This is a genomic window from Planctomonas sp. JC2975 (assembly GCF_012985205.1).
Classification (GTDB): Bacteria; Actinomycetota; Actinomycetes; order Actinomycetales; family Microbacteriaceae; genus Humibacter.
This window is the reverse complement of record NZ_JABEKS010000001.1, coordinates 1,376,840-1,397,512: the sequence shown is the minus strand read 5'-3', so window position 1 is coordinate 1,397,512 and position 20,673 is coordinate 1,376,840. Positions and strand designations below refer to the sequence as shown.

The following is a 20,673-nucleotide window of genomic DNA, read 5'->3' as shown; positions in this document are numbered from 1 at the left end:
TCCCGCTGAGGGCATCCCGTCTAGCGTGGTGAGTCGGATGAGGAGGGTCATGACGACTGGAGCGGATGCCGCGCTGCTTGTCGAAGAGCGCGTAGAGCTGCCGGTGGGCGAGCACGTGCGACGGATGCTCGTCGTGCGTTCCGCGGGCATCCGTCCCGGCGCACCCATCGTGGTCGCGCTGCACGGATCGAACCAGACCGGAGACGGCTTGCGCCGCTTCGCCGGCGGCGAGTTCGACCGCTTCGCGGCGCGTGACGGCGCCGTGCTCCTGTACCTCGACGGATACCAGAAGCATTGGAACGACGCCCGCACCTCGATCGACTTCGCCGCTCGGCTGGAGGGGTACGACGACGTCGCGTTCGTGCTGGCGGCCATCGGCTGGGCAGCGGACCGCCTCGGCGCGGATGCCGAGCGGGCCTTCGCCGTGGGATTCTCCAACGGCGGTGCACTGGTGATCCGTCTTGCTCACGAGGTTCCGGGGCGCTTCGCCGGTGCCGCGACGATCGGTGCCACGGTGCCAGCGCCGGAGAACTTCCTGCTCGCCGACGCGCGCCCTGGTCCGTTGCGGATGCTCTACATCAACGGCACGTCCGATCCGCTCGTGCCGTACGAAGGCGGGGTCGCGAGCCTCTGGGGGCTCAAGCCGCGCGGGCTGGGATTGTCCGCCGTGCAGAGCGCCGAGCACTCGGCCGTGCAGAACGGCATCGTCGCGGATCCGGTCGTGCGCGACCTGCCGGCTGCGGATCGCGACAAGACCACCGTCACGGTCACGGACTGGGCGCTGGACGGACACCAGCCGGTGCGCCTGATGACGGTGCACGGCGGCGGCCACACCGTGCCGGGCCATGCCAGGGCGCCGATCCTGATGGGACGCACATCGCACCAGTTCAGCGCCGCGGACGAGATCGCGGAGTTCCTCGAGATCGCCGGCACGCGGTCGAGCCACTGAGCGCCGCACTGCCGACCTGCCGTCGACGGGACGCGCCCGAGCGCCGCACGAGCCGACCCGTTCAGGCCGGGTCGGATGCCCTCAGGGCGAGTCGGAGATACGGTCAGGCCGGGCCGTACGCGTTCGTCGGTGCGAACTCGTAGATGAGCCGGTGCTCGTCTGCCATGCGCGTGAGGAAGGCATCCTCGTCGAGCTCCTCCCCGTACCAATTCAGCGGGCCAGCCGGCCGGTGCTGCATGGCGCGGAACAGGCGCAGGTTGTCGCGCGGAGCATACGCTCCCTCGAGCAGGGTGACCGTGCCCTCGATGGTGAGGAACGAGTACGCCTGATCGAAAACGAAGAGCGTGCACCGCGGGTCGCGTCGAAGTCGCCGGGTGCGCACGCGTTCCTGGGTGCCGCTGCTCCACAGCCGGCCGTCGACCAGTGCGACACCCACGCGCACGGCCTTCGGGATGCCGTCCCTGGCGATGGTGATCATCGCCGCTGCGTGGTGGCTCTCCAGGAAGGTGCGCTGCTTGTCGTTCAACTCCATCGTCGACTCCGTTCGATCGTCACGACACCGTGCCGTCTACCAGGTGCACTCGAATGCGTGTCAGAGCGTGTCGAGCACGTCGGATGACAGAATTCGCTCGAGCGTGCTGCGGCCGAGCGCGCTCATCACCGGGTTGCTCTCCCGGTAGTACCACACCAGGCCCATCGCCTGGGCGAACGCCCACGCCGCGCCGCGCGCCCACTCGATCCGTTCGTCGTCGTCGGACTGACGGATGCCGTCCCTCGCCCGACCTCGCACCCCGCGTCGCTCGACACCCTGCCCTCGAACACCGTGCCGCAGCGCCTCGCGCGCCGGTTCGTCGAACAGGTGCCAGGCCACGACGAGATCCAGGGCCGGGTCCGCTGCCTGGAAGCCGCCGACGTCGAGCACGCCGGCCAGGCGCCCGTCGCGGATCAGCAGATTTCCCGGGATGAGATCGGTGTGCGACATGGCATCGGCCGAGCGTCTCGGCAGAGCACGAAGCGCGGCCCAGGCTGCGCGGAGGGCCGGAACATCGACCAGGCCGGTGCTTTCGGCGAAGCAGGTCTGCATCCATCCGTCCTGACCGGTGAGATCGCCGCCCCGGCCGACTCCCGCGAACGTGCGGCCGCCGGTGGGCGCCGATCGGAGATCGAGGATCAGCTCGGCGATGTCGCGCGCACAGGCAGCGGAGTCCGAGACGCTCGCCTCGGTCGCGACGTCACCGTCGATCCACGTGGCGACGCTCCATGGCCCTGGGTAGTCGGCATCCGGTTCGCCGACGGCGACGACGGTCGGGGCCGGGACCCGGGTGGATGCCGCGAACTCGCGCGCCGCATCCGCCTCGCGTCGCAGGGTGCCGAGCGCAGCATCTGGGTCGTCGACGACCAGCGGGAGGCGCACGGCCAGAGCGTCACCGAGCCGGAAGATGGCGTTGACGGTGCCGGATCCGGGAGCGAAGCACACTGGCTCACGCGCCCACTGCGGGAACTGCCGGGCGATCAGGCCGCTGACCATCGGGACGTCAACGTGCAGCTGCCCGTCGTGCATGGAGACGGGGCCGACCGCGGCATCCGTCATGCCGGCCTCCGCCTCTGTGTCATGGCGGCCGCCGTCGAGCCCGCGTGCATCACGCCGGGATCAGCCGCAGCGTCGTGGCGTGCGAGGCGGCGTCCACGACGGGCTCGATGTACTTCTGCGGGTAGTTGGCGTCGTACTTGGCGTGATACGCGTTGTCGATCGCCTCGTCGTCCGCGGGATGATCCGAATCGGCCGAGGCGTCTTCGATGGTCACGTCACGCGAGATGCCGCCGATCGTGACGTGTCCTGCTCCGGCCTTCTTCGCCCGCGTGTACCAGAGGTTGCCGGATCCGAACGCTGACCGCACGTACGCATCGTCGCCGACGCGCACGATCCAGATGGTCGTGACGATGCCGAGCGATTCGTCAGGACGGCGGGACGCCAGAACCACCTCGTCCTCGTCGGCGATCGTCTGCAGCTCGTCCGGATTCCACGTCGCGCTCATGCCTTCAGCGTACGAGCGTGCCAGGAGATGGACCAGGGACGGCGAGTCGATGGGCGCGGTGCGCGAGGGAAGGGTCGGAGGAAGCGAGGGGTGGGAAAGGGTGCCCCGAGTAGAGGAAAGGGTGTCCCGAGTGGAGGTGTGTCAGGGTTGGCGCATGGCCCTCCTCCATCACGCCCAGCTCACCCCGTCCAAACTCGATCTGGTCGCCGCCTGGCTCCCGTCGCAGCCGTTCTGGCCCGCCGACGCCGATGCGAGCGGGCTCACCAGGATCGCGTCGTTCCGCTTCGACGACCCAGCAGGCGAGGTCGGTGTCGAGACCTTGCTCGTCGGTGCCGGCGACCACGTGCTCCAGGTGCCGCTGACGTACCGGAACGGGCCGCTCGAGGGCGCCGAGAACTCGCTCGTCGGCACGATGGAGCACAGCGTGCTCGGCACACGATGGGTCTACGACGGTCCGGCCGATCCGGTGTATCTCTCCGAGGTCGTTCGCGCGGCGGCGACGGGCGGCACGGAGGTGGAGCAGCACTACGAGGAGGACGGCGTGCCGGTGACCAAGCCGGGCGACGCGCACGTGCACGGCAGCGGGCATCCTGCGGCCGTGTTGCCGGCGGTGCTGAGCGGAGCGCAGGAACCCGGGGCGGATGCACGGCTCGCCTCCGACGCGACGGCGACCGTTTCGCGTTGGGGCGATCTGGAGGTCACCGTGCTCCGGCGCCTCGAGACGTCGAACGCCGTGGATGCGGCGGGTGCTGCGCGTGGCCACGCGTCCCTGATCGGCGAGTGGAACGGCGTGTCCGACGCGGTGCTGCTGACCGTGGCCGGCGGCTCCGCTCACTCGTAGAGGTTCCCGGGCCCGGGCGGAGCACGGGTCGATCAACAGGTGGCGGCGCCGGGAATTCTCGGGCGCCGCAGGCGGTTCTCTCGCACGGCGTCACACGACGGAACCATCCAACCAGCGAGGCGGGAGCCCAACGACATGAAGATCGCGATCATCGGAGGCACGGGGTACACCGGCGGAAACATCGCGCTTCAGGCGCTGAAGCGCGGCTGGGAGGTGAGCTCGCTGTCTCGCAATGAGCCGACGGATCCGATCGACGGCGTCGAGTACGTGACCGGTTCGTATGCCGATGCCGCGACGGTCGAGCGCTTCGCGGCTGGAGCCGACGCCCTCGTTCTCGCGGTGCACGCGGTCACCGACGACGGCACCAGCGTGCTGGTGCCCGCCCTCCAGGGAATCGCCTATGCCGCTGCCGCCGCTGGAGCACGTCTGGGCGTGGTCGGCGGTGCCGGCAGCTCGTACGTCTCCGACGGCGGACCGCGGCTGTTCGACACCCCGGAGTTCCAGGAGGCCTGGAAGCCCGAGGCGACGACGCATGCGACCATCCTGGAGTGGCTGGAGCAGGAGCACGGTGCGGATGACGCCGCGCTGAGCTGGTTCTATGTGAGCCCTGCGGCCCTCTACGGCAGCTACGCACCGGGGGAGGAGACCGGCGCCTATCGTGTCGGCGGGCACGTGCTCGTGACGAAGTCCGACGGATCCTCCGAGATCTCCGGTCCCGACTTCGCCCTGGCATTCGTCGACGAACTCGCGACGCCTGCACATCAGAACCGCCGATTCACCGTCGGACACTGATCCGGGCGACGCCGGGTCGCCGCTCGGAAATATTTTGGTCGATTAATCGACAAATTCGTCGTTCCCCCTGTACGGGGCCCCTTTCGCGTCCCTAAGATCGCCCTCGCGCCGCTGTTCCAGCCCGACATCCGGAACAGCGCGGCGCAATCCGATCGTGCGCGAAGGAGCGACATGAGAATGATCAAACGCCGGCGAGGAGTCGCCGGCACCGTGGCGGTCGGAGGGGCAGCGCTGGCAGTCCTGGCCGCCTCGATCGTCGGAAGCGGTGTGGCGGCCCCCGCCCATGCCGCGGACACGACGACCGTGCTGTCGACGAACTTCGACGACGGCAGCTACGCGCCGTGGACGCAGAACGGCAACGCCACCCTCGCCGTCGTCGACAGTCCGGACGGCACGGGCAAGTCGCTGAAGGTGTCCGGCCGCACGCACGCGTACGACGGCATCCAGCTCACCACTCTGCCGACGCTGGTCACGCCGGGTGTCGCCTACACGTACACGTTCGAGGCACGGCTCGCCGACGCGTCGCAGCCCGCGGGCGGAGTGCACTTCACGGTCGACGACGGCACGTACTCGTGGATCTCCGGCGACGGTGCCCTGACCGCCGACTCGTGGACCACGATCACCGGGAGCTACACGCTGCCGACATCGCTGGGCACGGCATCCGGCAAGGTGTACCTCGACACGGGCGGATCGACGTATCCCGACGTGCTCATCGACGACATCACGATCACCGGCCAGACGACGAGCGGCGGATCGGGTTCGACGTGCACGTATCCGTCGGGCGACACGGTCGTCGGCTCGAACTTCGACAGCAGAGACCAGGGCGGCTGGATCGCGCGGGCTGACGGCAAGGGCTCAGCAACGGTCGGCATAGTTGCAGGCGGTGCGAACGGGAGCGCTGGCGCGCTGGAGGCATCCGCTCGGCAGGATCAGGGGCAGGGCGTCGCCCACGACGTCACGTGCCTGCTGAAGCCGGGGCAGACCTACGAGTTCACCGGTGAGGTGAAGTTCGGCGCCGGACAGCCGACCGACAACGTCTGGCTGAGCCTCGCCAACACGGTCGGCACGTCGACGACGTATTCGACACTCGGACAGTTCACGGACATGTCCGACACCGGCTGGGTCAGTGTCGACCAGAAGTTCACGATGCCGGCGCAGAGCGATTCCGCACTGTTGTACCTGGAGACGACGTACTCCAGCAGCGATCCCATCGGCAACACGTCCGACCTGTACTTCGACGACCTGTCGGTCACCGTGCCCAGCGCGCTTTCGGTGCAGGACATCACGCCCATCAAGGACACGCTGCCCTTCCCCGTCGGCGCCGCTGTGAGCGACCCGGAGATCACCGGAGTTCCTGGCCAGCTGCTGGTCAAGCACTTCGATCAGGTGACCCCCGAGAACTCGATGAAGCCCGAGTCGTGGTACGACGCGAACGGGAACTTCGTGACGACGAATGCCGATGCCGACGCGCTGATGACCTTCGCACAGCAGAACAAGCTGCGGGTCTACGGCCACAACCTCGTCTGGTACCAGCAGACGCCTGCGTGGTTCTTCGACGTGTCACCGACCGACAGCACGCCGCTGACCAGCAGTTCAGCCGATCAGGCGATCCTGCGCGCTCGTCTCGACACCCACATCAAGGATGTCGCCCAGTACCTCTCCGCCAAGTTCGGCGCTTTCGGCAGCTCGACCAATCCGCTCGTGTCGTTCGACGTGGTGAACGAGGCCGTGTCCGACAACGCGGACGATCAGGACGACCTGCGGCAGAGCCGTTGGTACCAGGTGCTCGGATCGGAGTACATCGCGGACGCGTTCAACGACGCGAACAAGTACTTCAACCAGCCGGCAGCGCAGGGCGGGTTCGCTGCGGACTCGGCGGCGCATCCGATCGCCCTGTTCTACAACGACTACAACACGGAGCAGGCAGGCAAGCGCGCTCGCGTGATGGAGCTCGTGAAGAACCTGATCGCGGCCGGCGTGGCCGTCGACGGCATCGGACACCAGTTCCACGTCACCCTTTCGACTCCGCTGTCGAGCCTGAAGGACGCGATCGATGCGTTCAACGGCATCCAGACGGCCGACGGCCACGCGCTCTACCAGGCGGTGACCGAGCTCGACGTGCCGACCGGCACTCCTGTGACGACGGCCAACGAGATCGACCAGGGCTACTACGACAAGGGCATCTTCGACATGCTGCGCAGCGAGGCGACCTCGGGAGCGAGCATCTTCTCCGCAACGGTCTGGGGCCTCACCGACGGTCAGAGCTGGCGCGCCAGCTCCGGCGCGCCGCTCCTGTTCGACGACGACCTGCAGGCCAAGCCGGCGTACTACGGCGTGACCGACCAGGCGCTGCCCGCGAAGCAGCTGACGGACATCGTGTTCCAGCAGAGCGCCGACGACGTGGATGCCACCGGCACCGACCCGACGGGCGCCCTCGAATGGCAGAGGCTGCCGCTGGTACCCATCGGCCAGAACGGGGACGCCGGATTCCAGCTCCGCTGGACGTCCGATCACCTCACGGCCTACGTGTCGGTGACCGACTCGTCGAGCGACGCGACCGACCAGGCGAGCTTCGCGTGGGGCGACGGAACGCAGACGGCCACCGTGAACCGTGACGGTACCGTCACCGGCACGGGTGTGGTGGCGAAGGTCGCCTCCACCTCGAGCGGATGGAGCGCCGTGGTGAACCTTCCGGATGCAGGCCTCACCGCATCGAGCACGCCGAAGTTCGACGTGACGGTCACGAACGGTTCCGCGGTGGAGGACTGGAACACGCCGGGCTCGCTCGGCACGCTGCAGCTCGTCGAGCCGCTGTCCTTCACGACGATTCCCGAGGCCTCGGTCGCGCCCGTCATCGACGGGACGAAGGACCCGGTGTGGGCCGAGGCGTCCAGCGTCACCACCAGCAAGCTGCTCTCCGGATCCGCGGACGGCGCTCGGGCCACGGTCTACCAGCTGTGGAAGGACGGCTACCTCTACGTGCTGGCGGACGTCACCGATCCGACGATCGACGTGTCATCCCCGAACGCGTACGAGCAGGACTCGGTGGAGATCTTCACCGACCTGGGCAACGCCAAGAACGGCTCCTACCGGGCCGATGACGCACAGATGCGCATCAGCGTCGACAACGCCGTGTCGTTCGGTGCCGGCGACGCCGAGAGCGCACAGCAGGCTCGACTGACCAGCGCGACCTCGCGCACCTCGACCGGCTACATCGTCGAGGCGCGGATCGACATGAAGGACTCGACGGGCGTGGGCACGTTCGAGGGCGTGGACTACGAGGTCAACGACGGCACGAACGGAGCCCGCACGGCGAACTTCGGCTGGGCGGAGCAGACCGGGTCGGCGTACCAGACGACCTCGCGCTGGGGTGTCGCAGAGCTCGGCGGCCCGGCGAAGCTCGCCCCGGTCGTCACGCTGCAGCCGACGGACGTCGCAGCCACGAAGAACGCCACTGTCGCCTTCAGCGCCGCGGCGCTCGGCAGCCCCGACCCGACCGTGACCTGGCAACGCCTCACGAACGGCGGAAAGTGGGTCACGATCGACGGCGCGACGTCGACAACGCTGAACGTGAAGGCGACGCCTGGCTGGAACGGCGCGAAGTTCCGCGCGGTGTTCACCAACTCGCAGGGATCCGCGACCACCCAGGAGGTGACCCTGAGCCTGACGAAGTAGCGCTCGCCTCTTACCTCTACCGACCTAGACTGTGCCTCGCCGCCGTGTCGCGCGGCGAGGCACAGTGGTGTCTGGGGCCGTCGTTCGCGCGTCGGTCGTGCAGTCACAGTCGGGTCACGCAGTCGTGGGAGGCGCTTCTGGTGGAGGCAGGATGACGCAGCCGACTGTCCAACGACGCATCGGACCGATCGGGAGAATGGGCGCGGCCGCCGCGCGGCATCCGTGGCTCACGCTCGTGGTCTGGCTGATCGTCGTCGGCACCACCGCCGCCACGGCGCTCGGCGGCATCGGCGGGCAGAACCTCTTCGACCGGCTCGCCGGATCCGTACCGCAGGTGCACGGCGAGAGCTCGCAAGGATCGGATCGGCTGGCCGCGGCATCCGGCAAGACCACCACGCTGCTCATCTACGGCGTGGACCCGGAGAATGTCCAGGTGGCGGCCCGCACGACGCGGCTCGCGCAGGATCTCGTCGCGCTGCCGCACACGGCGGTGGTCGATCCGCTCGCGGTGCCAGGCGGCATCCGCAATCCGCAGGTGGCGTCGCTCATTGCGGCGGACGGCAAAGGGGTGCTCATCACGGCGACGGTGACGGGAGCCGACGGCCGCTCGGCGTCGCAGGCCACCGTCGATCGAGTGCAACGACTGATGGATGACGCCGCCTCCGACCTGCGAGCCGCTCACCCTGGTGCGACCGCCGAGGTCGGCAGCACGCAGCTGCTCACCGACTCCCTGCAGGCGATCTCCGAGAACGACCTGAGGCGAGGGGAGACGGTAGCGCTGCCCATCGCGCTGATCGTGATGCTCGTCGTGTTCGGCGGGTTCATCGCTGCAGGGCTGCCGCTGATCGGCGCCGGGGCATCCATCGTGACCTCGCTCGGCGTCCTGATGGCCTTCACGTACTGGACCGACATCGCGAACACCGTGATCAACGTCATCACCGCCGTGGGCCTCGGCCTCTCGATCGACTACGGCCTGCTCGTCGTGAGCCGGTTCAGGGAGGAATACCGGGCATCCGTCGCCGGTGGAGCAGATGCGGCCGACCGCGCGACCCGGCTCGCCGCGGTGGCCATAGCCCTCGATCGCGCCGGACGGACCGTGCTGTTCTCCGGCACGACGTTCGCGATCGCCAGTCTCGGGTTGCTGGTCTTCGAGCCCGCGTTCGTGCGGGCGGTGGGCATCGCGGCGATCGCGGTGACGATGGTCGCGATGCTCTCGGCCACCACGCTCATCCCTGCGATCATCGGGCTCACCGGACGCAAGCTCCTGAAGCCCGGCGCGCTCACCCGGCTGCCGCTGCTCGGCAGGTACATCATCCGGTTCGGCGACGTGGCGCCGGACGAAGGGTTCTTCTCGCGGCTCACGCGTCGCGTGCAGCGGCGTCCGGCATTGGTGACGCTCGGCGTCGTCGTGGTCCTGCTCGTGCTCGCCAGCCCGGTCATCACGCTCTTGCTGGCCAACACGAGCATCGACGCCGTGCCGCGTGCATCCAGCGAGTACACGTTCGAGACGACCCTCACCGACCGGTTCCCGGATGCCGCCCCAGCGCGGGTGCAGCTGGTCACCACAACGCGCGCCGACCTGGTCGCCTGGTCGGGTGACGTGCGCAAGCTCGACAACGTCACGTCGGTGCAGGATCCGCAGCGCTCCGGCGACTCGTGGACCGCGCGGGTGTCGCTGGATGCGCGGAACGGCGTCGGCGTGGTGCGCGAGATCCGCGCGGGTCCACCGGCGTTCCGGCATTGGGTGACGGGCATCGACGCCGGCACGGTTGACCTCGCGGATTCGCTGGCGGAGGGCGCACCCTGGGCGATCCTCATCGTGGCCGTGGGCACGATCGTGCTGCTGTTCCTCATGACCGGGTCGCTCGTCGTGCCGCTGAAGGCGTTGGTGGCCAGTGCGCTCTCTCTCGGCGCATCCCTCGGCCTGCTGGTCTGGGGCTTCCAGGACGGCGCATTCGCCGGCATCCTCGGCTTCGATGCGGATCACGTGTACGGCGTCGACGTGATCGTGCTGGTGCTGACCCTCGCGTTCGGCTTCGGGCTGGCGATGGACTACGAGATGTTCATCCTGAGCCGCATCAAGGAGCGGGTGGACGCCGGCACCTCCGGTCGGGAGTCCATCGCGCTCGGCCTGCAGCGCTCGGGACGCATCATCACGTCGGCAGCGCTCATCATCATCGTGGTGTTCACCGGATTCGCCACGGGCGACCTTCTCATCATCAAGCAGCTCGGCGTGGCGCTCGCCTTCGCGGTGCTCATCGACGCCACCCTCGTGCGTTGCCTGCTGGTGCCCGCGTTCATGACGTGGCAGGAACGCATCATGTGGTGGGCGCCGCGCTGGGCGAAGCGCCTGCACGCGAAGATCGGCATCGCCGAGGACTGAGGCGCGAGAAGCCGGCTGCAGCCGACTCCGTAGGATGGCGCGCATGCGTTCGAGAAGGTGGGCAGCTGTCACCGTCCTCGTGCTGAGCGGATGTCTCGCCGGCTGCACGGCGCGGGCCGGCCTCCCGATGGGTGGCGCATACGCGTCATCGGCCACGCCGACGCCGACCGCCACGCCGACCCTCGATCCGACCGTCTCAGGAGAGCTCACCCGGGCGCTTGCAGACATTCGCGCCCTGCCGGCCGTCGCCTCCGCGACGAAGGCGGTCACGTTCTCCCAGTCGTTCATCCTGATCAAGGGAAAGGACGGGGCCCGCCCGACGCCCGTGGAACAGCACTCGTTCCACGCATCGTTCGCCGTCGCGATGTCGGCGGATGCCACGGCCAGGCAGACCGCTGCCGTCACCAGGACGCTCGCGCGCGACGTGGGATGGACCGGCATCGACCTCGCGATCGAGACCCCCGCGACGAACGGCCGGATCGCCACGCGGCAGAATTGGACGGGCACCTTCGACGGCAACGTCGATCAGGACAACTCGCTCGGTGTCTCCCAGGGCCTCTTCGTGCTCGCGACCACGCCCGGAGTGCAATCGCTGTCGGTGAGCATTCCCTACACAGGCCGGATCGACTACGGACAGCTCACCATCGACGTGAGTCCGAACGACGACGCCACCCTGGCCGCCGTGAAAGCGGTGGTGAAGACCACGGAGTTCCGCGACATCACGCTGCACGGGTCGTTCGCGAACGGGGCGAAGCCGTAGCGGAGCGGCTACCGTGCCGCAGATCCTCCGCGACGGTTCGCGAGGTACTCGGCAGGCATCCCTGGCCCGATCCGCACCGAGACCTCGTCAGCATCGACGGCACCGTGGGTCTCGCACACGGCCATGGCATGGACGGCGGCTCCGCATCTGCTGTGCTCATAGAGGATGGGCGGCTCGATCGGAGACGCCCACCCGTCGCCCCACTCGGTGAGCGCGATCAGCGCGACCGCGAGGGCCCGACCCTTCTCGGTGAGCACGTAGTCGGACGCGGCATCCCGCTGCATGATGCCGGCAGCGACGAAGGCGTCGAGCCGGGAGGCGAGCACATTGGTCGCGATGCCGAGGTTGTGCTGGAAGTCCCCGAATCGCGTCACTCCGGCGAACAGGGCATCGCGGATGATGAGCAGGCTCCACCGTTCGCCGACCAGCTCGAGCGATCGTGCGATCGAGCACACCTGGGAGTCGTAGTTCTTTCCCAACATGATCCGACGCTAACACTTGCGTCATGCAAGCGGACGGAGTTAGTCTCACTTGCATCACGCAAGCAGGCGCATCCGCGGCTCGATTCCAGACCGCCGGATGCGCCGGGCTCGCGACGAGGACTCGACGAAGGAGACGGCCATGAGCACTGACTACACGACGACGGTCACCGTGGATGCCACAGCGCATCAGGCGTTCGAGCGGATCAACGACGTCTCGGGATGGTGGGGTCGCATCACCGGCTCGACCACCGCGGTGGGCGACGAGTTCGTCTACGTGGTCCCGGGGCTGCACTACAGCGGATTCCGAGTCACCGACATCGTGCCCGACCGAAGGATCGCCTGGCTGGTCACTGGCAGCTACCTCGACTACATCGAGGACAAGCAGGAGTGGAACGGCAGCACCGTGCGTTTCGAGATCGCGGAGTCCCAGGAGGGGGCCCGCGTGACATTCACCCACGAAGGACTCTCCCCGGAAGTGGAGTGCTACGACTCGTGCTCGAGCGCCTGGAGCATGTTCGTGAACGGCAGCCTCAAGGACTTCATCGAGACGGGCGAGGGACGCCCCTACCTTTTCGGGGGCGACGAGGACCTCTCCACCGACGACCACGAGGCGCTCCACCGAGGCGTGCAGGAAGCCATCGCGCTCGCCGAATGATCGCGGCGGCGGCGCCTAGTGCGCTGTGATCGCCTCCACCGCCAGCGTGATGGCGATCGCGAACATCATGAGCGCGATGAGCACGTCGAGCAGGCGCCACGCGACAGGCGAGCGGAAGATCGGGCGCAGCGCCCGAGCGCCGAAGCCGAGGGCGGTGAACCAGACGGCACTGGCGAACGCGGCGCCGAGTGCGAACCACCAGCGGTTGTCCCCGTATCCGTTGCCGACGGTCCCCATCAGCACGACGGTGTCCAGGTACACGTGCGGGTTGAGCCAGGTGAAGGCGAGACAGGCGGCGATCGTCGGCCACAGGCCGGCGGGACCCGATCCGGATGCCGGATCGAGCTCACCGGGACGGATCGCCCGCCTCGCCGCCAGCACGCCGTAGATCACGAGGAACGCAACGCCGATCCAGCGCACGACGACGAGTACCCACGGAGCGGCGAGGATGATGGCCCCCACGCCGGCGATTCCGGCGGTGATGAGCAGGGCATCCGTCCCCGCACAGACGATCACGATCGGCAGCACGTACTCCTTGCGCAGTCCCTGCCGCAGCACGAACGCGTTCTGCGCGCCGATCGCCACGATGAGCGACATGCTGAATGCGAACCCCGCCAGCACGGTGGCGGTCGGCGCGGCCTGCGTGACGACGGCGGACGCGACCTGAGTGACGACGTGCTCGGACATGGAGCCGCCGAGGCGGCCGAGAGTGTCTGCGGCGACGATCGCGAGCGTGGGGGAGGACAGCGGGGGCACCGCACGAGACTATGCGGATCGCAAGCTGAAGCCCAGCTTCAGTTTCTTCAGGTGCATTAGCATCACTTCCGATGGAGATGGATCTCGCGCAACTGCGTGCACTCGACGCTGCCGTGACCAACGGCACGCTGGACGCCGCCGCCCGCGCCCTGCACATCACGCCGTCGGCCGTGAGTCAGCGGATCCGCGCGCTGGAGGCCTCCGTCGGGCGGGTGCTGCTGGTGCGTTCCAAACCGGTGGCGGTGACGGATGGCGGCGCCGCCGTGCTCCGGATCGCCCGCCAGATCGACGCCCTCACCGCGGAGCTCGCGGCCGAGGTGGCCGGCGACGCATCGGGCGACGGCACGGATGCCGGTGCTCCTCACCCGCTCGTCCCCCTCGCGGTCAACGCGGATTCGCTGGCCACCTGGGTGCTGCCCGCCCTCGCCGGGTTGCGCGACGTGAGCTTCGAGTTCCATCGGGCGGATCAGGAGCACACCGCCGCCTACCTGCGAGACGGAACGGTGATGGCGGCCATCACGTCGGAGTCCACACCGGTGCAGGGCTGCACGGTCGAGCCGCTCTGCGTTGCGCGCTACGTTCCGTGCGCGTCCCCGGAGTTCGTCTCGAGGTGGTTCCCGCACGGGGTGACGCGCGCGGCACTGGCATCCGCCCCGCTGGTGGACTTCGACCGTGAAGACGAGCTGCAGCGCAGCTACCTGACAGACAGAGGTGTCGCGGGCGCGACACCGCCGCGCTCGCAGGTGCCGGCATCGGCGGACTTCGTCGCGGCCCTTCGTCTCGGGTTCGGCTGGGGCATGGTGCCGACATGGCAACTGGATGACGCCGGGGCCGGCGTCACTGTGCTCGACCGACGTGGCGTCGACGTCGCCCTGTACTGGCAGCAGTGGAACCTGCGCAGCGCGGTGCTCGAGCGCGTGCGCACGGCGATCATGACGGGAGCGGCGGACCTGCGCTGACGATCGTGTGCACGATCAGTGCACGAGGCGGAGGAAGGCGGTGATGTCTGCGGCGAGGAGCCCTGGCTCTTCCCCGTTCGGTGGCTCAGACCTCGACGGGAACGAGCACGAAGACGGGGATGATCCGCTCGGTCTTCTTCTGATAGCCCGCGTAGTCGGGCCAGACGGCGACCGCCCGCTCCCACCAGGCATCCCGTTCGGCGCCCTCTGCCAGGTGCGCGACGTAATCGCGGCGCTTTGCGCCGTCCTGAAGCTCGACGTTCGGGTTCTTCACGATGTTGTGGAACCAGGTCGGATGCTGCTCGGCCCCGCCCTTGGACGCCACGACCGCGTACTCCCCGTCATGCTCCACCCGCATCACCGGATTCTTGCGCAGCTTGCCGCTCTTGGCGCCCACCATGGTCACGACCACGATCGGCACTCCGCGCAGCGTGTTGGCCTTGCGGCCATCGGATGCCTCGAACTCTTCGACCTGTTCGCGTGCCCAGCCGGAAGTGCCCGGCTCCCATTCACCCGTCAACGGCATGGTTATGCAACCTTCTCTGCGACTCGTCCCAAGAACTCCACTGCGTGGAGAGGATCCGGCGTGCGCGCCGACACATAGGCGGCGGTGAACCCCAATTCGCGCAGCGCCTCGAGGCGCCCGACGAACTCGTCGAAGTCGGTGTCCGGCGTGATCGCCGTCGTAGTGGTCTTCTCGACGGTGTCGTAGTCGCGACCCTCGACATCGCACCAGTGCCGCAGCACGTCGAGTTTGTGGGCGGCATCGGGGGAGCCGAAGATGTTGCAGGCATCCGCATATCGCGCGACGTAGCGCAGGGTCTTCTGCTCGCCGACGCCGCCGATCATCAGATACGGGCGAGGCTTGGAGAGCGGCTGGGGCGAGTTGAGGGTGCGGCCGAGGTGATAGTGCGATCCGTCGTACGGACCCTCGTCATCGCTCCACATCTGCAGGCAGATCTGGAGGGCCTCCTCCAAGCGCTCGAAGCGTTCCTTCGTCGGAGGGAACGGGATGCCGAGGCCCTTGGACTCCTCCTCGTTCCAGCCGGCGCCGATGCCGAGTCCTGCCCGACCGCCGGAGAGCACGTCTAGTGTGGAGATCTGCTTGGCGAGGATCCCAGGCTCACGGTAGATGACGCCCGTAACCAGTGTGTGCAGCAGCACCTTCGTGGTGTGCGACGCCAGGAAGCCGAGGGCCGTGTAGCCCTCGAGCATCGGCTTCTCGGGAGTCCCGATGTTGCCGATCTGCCAGAAATGGTCCATGACCGTGATGCGCTTGATGCCGGATGCCTCTGCCTCGCGCGCCGCGCGGGCGAATGTGGCAGCGAGAAGGTTCTCCGGAACGTCCCAGGTGAAGTTCGCGATGTGGAAGCCGATGTCCATGGACTGCACGTTAGCGGCGTATCCCCTGGCGTGGGGCTGCGCGCGACGCAGCAGGCCCCGGCAGGGCCGCGTCGCCGAGCGAGTGGAACCTCCATACCCACCGGAACATCAGACCCGCCGGAACTCAGGCCGGCCCGACCCTCAGAACTGTGGAACTCCCGGACCCTGGGAAACCTCAGACCCGCCGGAACTGCGCGACGACAGGACACACGAACGGGTCTCTGGCCTGGAGGCCGACACGGTTGAGATAGGCGATGACTATCGCGTACGACCGCACGAGCGAAGTCTCGGTGTAGGGGACGGATTGCTCGGCGCACTGCTCGCGCACGATCAGTCGCGCGCGAGCAAGATGAGGCCTGGCCATGCTGGGGAAGAGGTGGTGTTCCACCTGGTAGTTGAGGCCGCCGAAGAGCAGCGTCGCCCACCATCCGCCGCGAATATTGCGGGAGGTGAGCACCTGCTTCGAGAAGAAGTCGAGCTTCAGCTCGGCCGGAATGATCGGCATCCCCTTGTGATTGGGGGCGAACGACGCACCCATGTAGATGCCGAACACCGCCAGCTGCACGCCGAGGAAGGCAGCGGCCATGCCGGGCGGGAGCAACACGAACAGTGCGCCGAGGTAGAGGCCGAAGCGCACGGCGATGAGCGCGATCTCGGTCTTGCGGCGCTTGACCTCGCCGTGGCCGAAGAGCATGCGCACCGAGGTCCAGTGCAGGTTCACCCCTTCGAGCGACAGAAGCGGGAAGAACAGATATCCCTGCCTCCTGGTCAGCCATGCCATCAACCCGGTGCGCTTTGCCGCGTCTTCTTCGAGGAACGAGATCGTGTCGACGTCGATGTCGGGATCTTTTCCTACCTGGTTCGGGTTGGCGTGGTGCCGGCTGTGCTTGTTCATCCACCATGCGTAGCTCATGCCGACGACGAACGTGCCCAGGAAGCGGCCCAGCCGGTCGTTCGCGGGGCCGGAGCCGAGCACTTGCCGGTGGGATGCCTCGTGCGCGAGGAAGGCGAACTGCGTCAGGATCAGTCCGAGCACCCCAGCAAGGATCAGCTGGAACCAGCTGTGGCCGAGCAGCACCATGCCCACGACGTCCGCTGCCGTCGCGGCCACGAGTGCAGCGGCGACGATGGCGTAGAAGCCGCGGGTGCGAGCGAGAAGATTCTCGCTCTTCACCAGGCGCGAGATCCGGGTGTACGACGCGGCGACGTCGGACCGGGTACCCGTCGCGGTGGTGGAACGGATGCCGCCGAGACGACTTTCGGGTACGGCGACGGGTGCTGATGATGTGGCGATGAGAGTGCCCGTTCCGATCGGCAGCCCGAGGGGCTGATGTGTGCCAAGGGCGGATCGCCGATCGCTACTAGCGATGCTACGGGTGTCCACTCGCCCGAAACCGGCAGGTCGCTGGCAATGGGACGGCACGGGCGGCGTCTCCGACGTCTCGGGATCGGGCACGTTCCAGTTCGACGGGCTCGCGGCGCGATCGGCAGAATGGGTCCATGGCTACGCGTGAACTCCAGGTGGGATACGCCGCGATGCTCGAGCAGTTCGCCCCGATGGAGGTCGTCGAACTGAGCGCGCACGCGGAACAGCACGGCTTCTCGGGGGTGATGGCCGCTGACCACTTCCAGCCGTGGGTGCCGACCCAAGGGCAGGCATCCTTCGTCTGGAACGTGCTCACAGCGCTCGGCGAGCGCACGAAGGGCGATCTGGGGCCGGGCGTCACGACGCCGAGCTTCCGCTTCCATCCGGCGATCGTGGCGCAGGCGGCGGCAACGCTGGCTGCTATGTATCCGGGCCGCACGTGGCTCGGGCTGGGATCCGGCGAGGCGCTCAACGAGCACATCGTCGGCGCCTACTGGCCGGAGGCGCCCGAGCGCATCAACCGCATGTTCGAGGCCATCGACATCATCAAGAAGCTGTTCTCGGCCTCGCTGGCCGGGCGTGACACCAAGCACTCCGGGCAATTCTTCAAGCTCGAGTCCACCAGGCTGTGGACCATGCCGGAGCAGGCTCCGGAGATCCTCATCGCGACGGCTGGTCCGGTCACGGCGAAGCGCGCCGGACAGACCGTCGACGGCCTGATCACGGTCGGCGCGCCGCTGGAGAAGATCAGCGGCCTCTTCGCCAAGTTCGACGAGGGACAGCGTGATGCCGGCAGGAATCCGGATGACGCGCCTCGCGTTCTGCAGTTGCACCTCAGCTGGGCGCCCACCGACGAGGAGGCGTTGGCGAACGCTGTGCGCGAGTGGCCGAACGGCGGCATGAAGTTCCCGAAGGCCGACATCCGCTCGCCGTTCGAGTTCGAGCAGATTGCCAAGCTCGTTCGACCTGAGGACTTCGAGGGCCGCATGGTCATCTCCAGCGACCCCGACGTGCATCGCGCCGCCATCCAGAAGTACGTCGACCTCGGTTTCGACCGGGTGTACCTGCACAACGTCGGCCGCAACCAGCGGGAGTGGATCGAGGTCTTCGGGCGCGACGTGCTGCCCGCGCTCCACCGATGACGGAGGCCGGCACGAGGCAGGAGCACGATCACGTCGAGGCGCCAGGTCCGATCGCCGCCTGGGCGGTGCCCGGCATCCCCGAGATCGTGCCCGGCACCGATCTCGCCGCCGTGATCGGCGACGCGCTGAGTGCGGACGCCGTTGCCCACCCGGACCGTGCGCTGCTGGGCGGCGACATCCTCGTCGTCACGAGCAAGATCGTGTCGAAGGCGGAGGGACGCCTGGTCGCCGCAGACGACCGCGAACAGGCGATCACCGATGAGACGGTCCGAGTCGTCGCAACCCGCGCCTATGACGGTGGCCTGACGCGCATCGTCGAGAACCGTCAGGGCGTCGTCGGGGCAGCTGCAGGTGTCGACGCGAGCAACGTCGTAGAGGGCAGCGTGCTGCTGCTCCCGGAAGATCCGGATGCCTCGGCGCAAGCGCTCCGCGACGCCTTCACGGAGCGATTCCGCGTCGAGGTCGGCGTGATCGTCAGCGACACACTTGGACGCGCCTGGCGCATCGGCCAGACGGACATCGCGATCGGTGCGTCAGGCGTCCGCGTGGTCGACGACCTACGAGGACAGACGGATGCCGCCGGCCGCCCTCTGACCGTCACGCAGCCGGCAGTGGGCGACGAGCTCGCCGGGCTGGGCGACCTCGTCAAGGGCAAGGCGAGCGGATGCCCCGTCGCCGTCGTCCGCGGCGCGGTGCGCTTCGTCACGACCTCCGCGTCCACCCCGAGCTCCCTCAGCGAGCGTGGCGAGTCCGGTGGCGACGGGGAGTCGGATGGTCGGAGCGCGTCGAACGGCGACGGCGCGGTCCGAGCCGCCATCCCTCACCAGAACGCCGACCCGTTCCTGACCGGTCGCTCCCTCACCCGAACGGGACCGGGCGACATGTTCCGCCTCGGAACGGACGAGGCGCTCGCCGACGGATACCGGCACGGATTCGCCGCAGGCGTCGCCCTTGCGCGCGGCGACGAACCGCGCTGGACCGTCGTCGTGCCGTTCAAGGGCGGCGTCGGCGCCAAGTCGCGGTTCGCCGCCGAACCCGGTGTCGACCGGCGTCTGCTGTCCGCGGCGTTCTTGACGGATACGCTGCGGGCCGTGCGTGCGTCGCGGTCGGTGGACTCCGTGGTCGTTGTGTCGAGTGAACCCGGGCTCTCCGACGCTCTCGGCGTGCTCGTCGACTCCGTCGTTCCGGATCCGGCGATGGGCCTGAACGCTGCCGTGGCGGCCGGGGTTTCAGCGGCTCGAACGGCGCACCCAGGGACGTTCGTGGCCGTGCTCGTCGGCGACCTGCCGGCGCTTCTGCCCGACGACCTCGACGCTGCTCTCGGCCTCGCGGTGGAGGCGGCGCGGTGCGGGCATCCGTACGCGTTCGTCGCCGACCACGACGGAACGGGCACGACGGCGATCACGGCTGCGCCGGGCGCGGCCGTGTCGTCGCGCTTCGGACGTGATTCCCGCGCGCATCACGCCGACGCCGGGTATCAGGAGTTGACCGTGCCGCCCGGGTCCTCGCTGCGCCTGGACATCGACGACGTCGCGACCCTTCGCGGATCCGCCGACCGCCTCGGGCGTGCGACGCAGCAGCTGCTCGGCCGCGGCATCTAGCCGTTCACGGCGTCTCGCCAGGCGAGCAGGCGGTGCACGCGGTCCCAGTCGTAGTCGGGAGCCGTGATCTGCGTGGTGAAGAGGCGGGCGCCGAGGGCGTGGAATTCGTCGTAGGCCGCCGTGCCCTCTCCACGGCCGGGCTCGACCGAGACCGTGATCTCGGACGCGTCGCGCCCCACCCGACTGCACCACTCGTCGAGGATGCCGAGCTTGCGCTCGAGGGTGTGCGCGTCGGAGAAGCTGTGCCAGATATCCGCATGCTCGGCCACGATGCGCAGCGTCTTGCGTTCGCCGCCACCACCGATGAGCACGGGGATGCTGCGGGTCGGCACCGGGTTGAGCACCTCCCATCTGCGGCGGATGCGCGGCATCGCCTCTGCAAGGTCGTCCAGCCGGGATCCCACCGTGCCGAAGTCGTACCCGTACGCGTCGTAGTCGCGGTGCGCCCAGCCCGATCCGATGCCGAAGATCAGCCTGCCCTGCGCGGGCGATCCGTCCGGTCCGTCCTGCGCGCTGATGTGGTCGACGGTGCGGGCCATGTCGGCGAGCAGATCGGGGTTGCGGTAGCTGTTGCACGTGACGAGAGGGCCGAATTGGATGCGCTCCGTCTGCTCCGCCCAGGCTGCGAGCATGGTCCAGCCTTCGAAGTGCAGTCCGTCACGGTCGCCGGAGAGCGGGAAGAAGTGGTCCCAGTTGAAGACCACGTCGACGCCCGCGTCTTCAAGACGGAAGACGGTGTCGCGGATCGTGGCGTAGTCGGCGTGCTGGGGCGCGAGTTGCACGCCGATGCTCACGGGCTGGTCGAGGTCGAAGGGCATGGTTCTCCCGGTGTCGGGCGGTCAGGATGTTCCGACCGTAGCGCCCGCGACGCGTCGTCGGCGATCGGTCGCGTC

General features: G+C 68.4%; 19 protein-coding genes. 10 read left to right on the top strand and 9 right to left on the bottom strand.

The features are described from left to right. The first annotated feature begins 49 nt into the window (after positions 1-49). Complete coding sequence (locus HII28_RS06445; RefSeq protein ID WP_170024643.1) at positions 50-949, top strand: PHB depolymerase family esterase; 900 nt, start codon at positions 50-52, stop codon at positions 947-949. A 103-nt stretch (positions 950-1,052) separates the two neighbouring features. Here HII28_RS06445 and HII28_RS06440 read toward each other — a convergent pair whose 3' ends face one another. Genes HII28_RS06440 through HII28_RS06430 form a run of 3 tightly spaced genes read right to left on the bottom strand, consistent with a single transcriptional unit; the run spans position 1,053 to position 2,985 of the window. After that, on the bottom strand, positions 1,053-1,481 hold the full coding sequence (locus tag HII28_RS06440) for a pyridoxamine 5'-phosphate oxidase family protein (protein ID WP_170024642.1): 429 nt from the start codon (positions 1,479-1,481) through the stop codon (positions 1,053-1,055). A 60-nt stretch (positions 1,482-1,541) separates the two neighbouring features. Then, a complete protein-coding gene (locus HII28_RS06435) occupies positions 1,542-2,540 on the bottom strand; it encodes a phosphotransferase (RefSeq protein WP_240977257.1) in 999 nt (332 codons plus the stop codon). A 49-nt stretch (positions 2,541-2,589) separates the two neighbouring features. Further along, positions 2,590-2,985: a DUF2255 family protein gene (locus tag HII28_RS06430; RefSeq protein WP_170024641.1), complete on the bottom strand. Its 396-nt coding sequence runs from the start codon at positions 2,983-2,985 to the stop codon at positions 2,590-2,592. A 154-nt stretch (positions 2,986-3,139) separates the two neighbouring features. Between HII28_RS06430 and HII28_RS06425 the strand changes: the two genes are divergently transcribed. From HII28_RS06425 to HII28_RS06405, 5 genes are all read left to right on the top strand, one after another. Next, a complete protein-coding gene (locus HII28_RS06425; RefSeq protein ID WP_170024640.1) occupies positions 3,140-3,826 on the top strand; it encodes a hypothetical protein in 687 nt (228 codons plus the stop codon). 135 nt (positions 3,827-3,961) lie between these two features. Continuing rightward, a complete protein-coding gene (locus HII28_RS06420; protein WP_170024639.1) occupies positions 3,962-4,618 on the top strand; it encodes an NAD(P)H-binding protein in 657 nt (218 codons plus the stop codon). A gap of 171 nt (positions 4,619-4,789) precedes the next feature. After that, entirely contained in the window at positions 4,790-8,293 is a 3,504-nt protein-coding gene (locus HII28_RS06415) for an endo-1,4-beta-xylanase (protein ID WP_170024638.1), read from the top strand. 151 nt (positions 8,294-8,444) lie between these two features. After that, on the top strand, positions 8,445-10,676 hold the full coding sequence (locus HII28_RS06410) for an MMPL family transporter (protein ID WP_170024637.1): 2,232 nt from the start codon (positions 8,445-8,447) through the stop codon (positions 10,674-10,676). Positions 10,677-10,719: 43 nt separating this feature from the next. Beyond that, the gene (locus HII28_RS06405; protein WP_170024636.1) at positions 10,720-11,436 is read left to right on the top strand and encodes a hypothetical protein; all 717 of its coding nucleotides are present in this window, start codon (positions 10,720-10,722) and stop codon (positions 11,434-11,436) included. Positions 11,437-11,444: 8 nt separating this feature from the next. Here HII28_RS06405 and HII28_RS06400 read toward each other — a convergent pair whose 3' ends face one another. Beyond that, complete coding sequence (locus HII28_RS06400; RefSeq protein WP_170024635.1) at positions 11,445-11,918, bottom strand: helix-turn-helix domain-containing protein; 474 nt, start codon at positions 11,916-11,918, stop codon at positions 11,445-11,447. A 139-nt stretch (positions 11,919-12,057) separates the two neighbouring features. On the opposite strand from HII28_RS06400, the gene HII28_RS06395 reads away from it, so the two are divergent. Then, entirely contained in the window at positions 12,058-12,573 is a 516-nt protein-coding gene (locus HII28_RS06395) for an SRPBCC domain-containing protein (RefSeq protein ID WP_170024634.1), read from the top strand. A 15-nt stretch (positions 12,574-12,588) separates the two neighbouring features. Here HII28_RS06395 and HII28_RS06390 read toward each other — a convergent pair whose 3' ends face one another. Next, positions 12,589-13,329, bottom strand: coding sequence for a LysE/ArgO family amino acid transporter (locus HII28_RS06390; protein WP_346769214.1), 741 nt, complete (start codon positions 13,327-13,329; stop codon positions 12,589-12,591). A gap of 71 nt (positions 13,330-13,400) precedes the next feature. On the opposite strand from HII28_RS06390, the gene HII28_RS06385 reads away from it, so the two are divergent. Continuing rightward, entirely contained in the window at positions 13,401-14,288 is an 888-nt protein-coding gene (locus HII28_RS06385) for a LysR family transcriptional regulator ArgP (RefSeq protein WP_170024633.1), read from the top strand. 85 nt (positions 14,289-14,373) lie between these two features. Here HII28_RS06385 and HII28_RS06380 read toward each other — a convergent pair whose 3' ends face one another. The 3 genes from HII28_RS06380 to HII28_RS06370 all read right to left on the bottom strand — a co-directional run bounded on the left by HII28_RS06380 (position 14,374) and on the right by HII28_RS06370 (position 16,914). Further along, entirely contained in the window at positions 14,374-14,814 is a 441-nt protein-coding gene (locus tag HII28_RS06380; RefSeq protein WP_170024632.1) for a nitroreductase family deazaflavin-dependent oxidoreductase, read from the bottom strand. 2 nt (positions 14,815-14,816) lie between these two features. Continuing rightward, complete coding sequence (locus tag HII28_RS06375) at positions 14,817-15,671, bottom strand: LLM class F420-dependent oxidoreductase (RefSeq protein WP_170024631.1); 855 nt, start codon at positions 15,669-15,671, stop codon at positions 14,817-14,819. Between the two features lie 175 nt (positions 15,672-15,846). After that, positions 15,847-16,914 carry an acyl-CoA desaturase gene (locus HII28_RS06370; protein WP_346769320.1) on the bottom strand — a complete coding sequence of 356 codons (1,068 nt, stop codon included), beginning with the start codon at positions 16,912-16,914 and terminating at the stop codon, positions 15,847-15,849. Between the two features lie 257 nt (positions 16,915-17,171). On the opposite strand from HII28_RS06370, the gene HII28_RS06365 reads away from it, so the two are divergent. Both HII28_RS06365 and cofE read left to right on the top strand, forming a co-directional pair. Then, positions 17,172-18,179, top strand: coding sequence for a TIGR03557 family F420-dependent LLM class oxidoreductase (locus tag HII28_RS06365; RefSeq protein ID WP_170024630.1), 1,008 nt, complete (start codon positions 17,172-17,174; stop codon positions 18,177-18,179). Continuing rightward, entirely contained in the window at positions 18,176-19,780 is a 1,605-nt protein-coding gene (gene cofE / locus HII28_RS20650; RefSeq protein ID WP_170024629.1) for a coenzyme F420-0:L-glutamate ligase, read from the top strand. Before HII28_RS06365 ends, cofE begins: the two co-directional genes overlap by 4 nt. Here cofE and HII28_RS06355 read toward each other — a convergent pair. Then, on the bottom strand, positions 19,777-20,598 hold the full coding sequence (locus HII28_RS06355; RefSeq protein ID WP_170024628.1) for an LLM class F420-dependent oxidoreductase: 822 nt from the start codon (positions 20,596-20,598) through the stop codon (positions 19,777-19,779). The genes cofE and HII28_RS06355 overlap by 4 nt on opposite strands. Positions 20,599-20,673 lie beyond the last annotated feature (75 nt).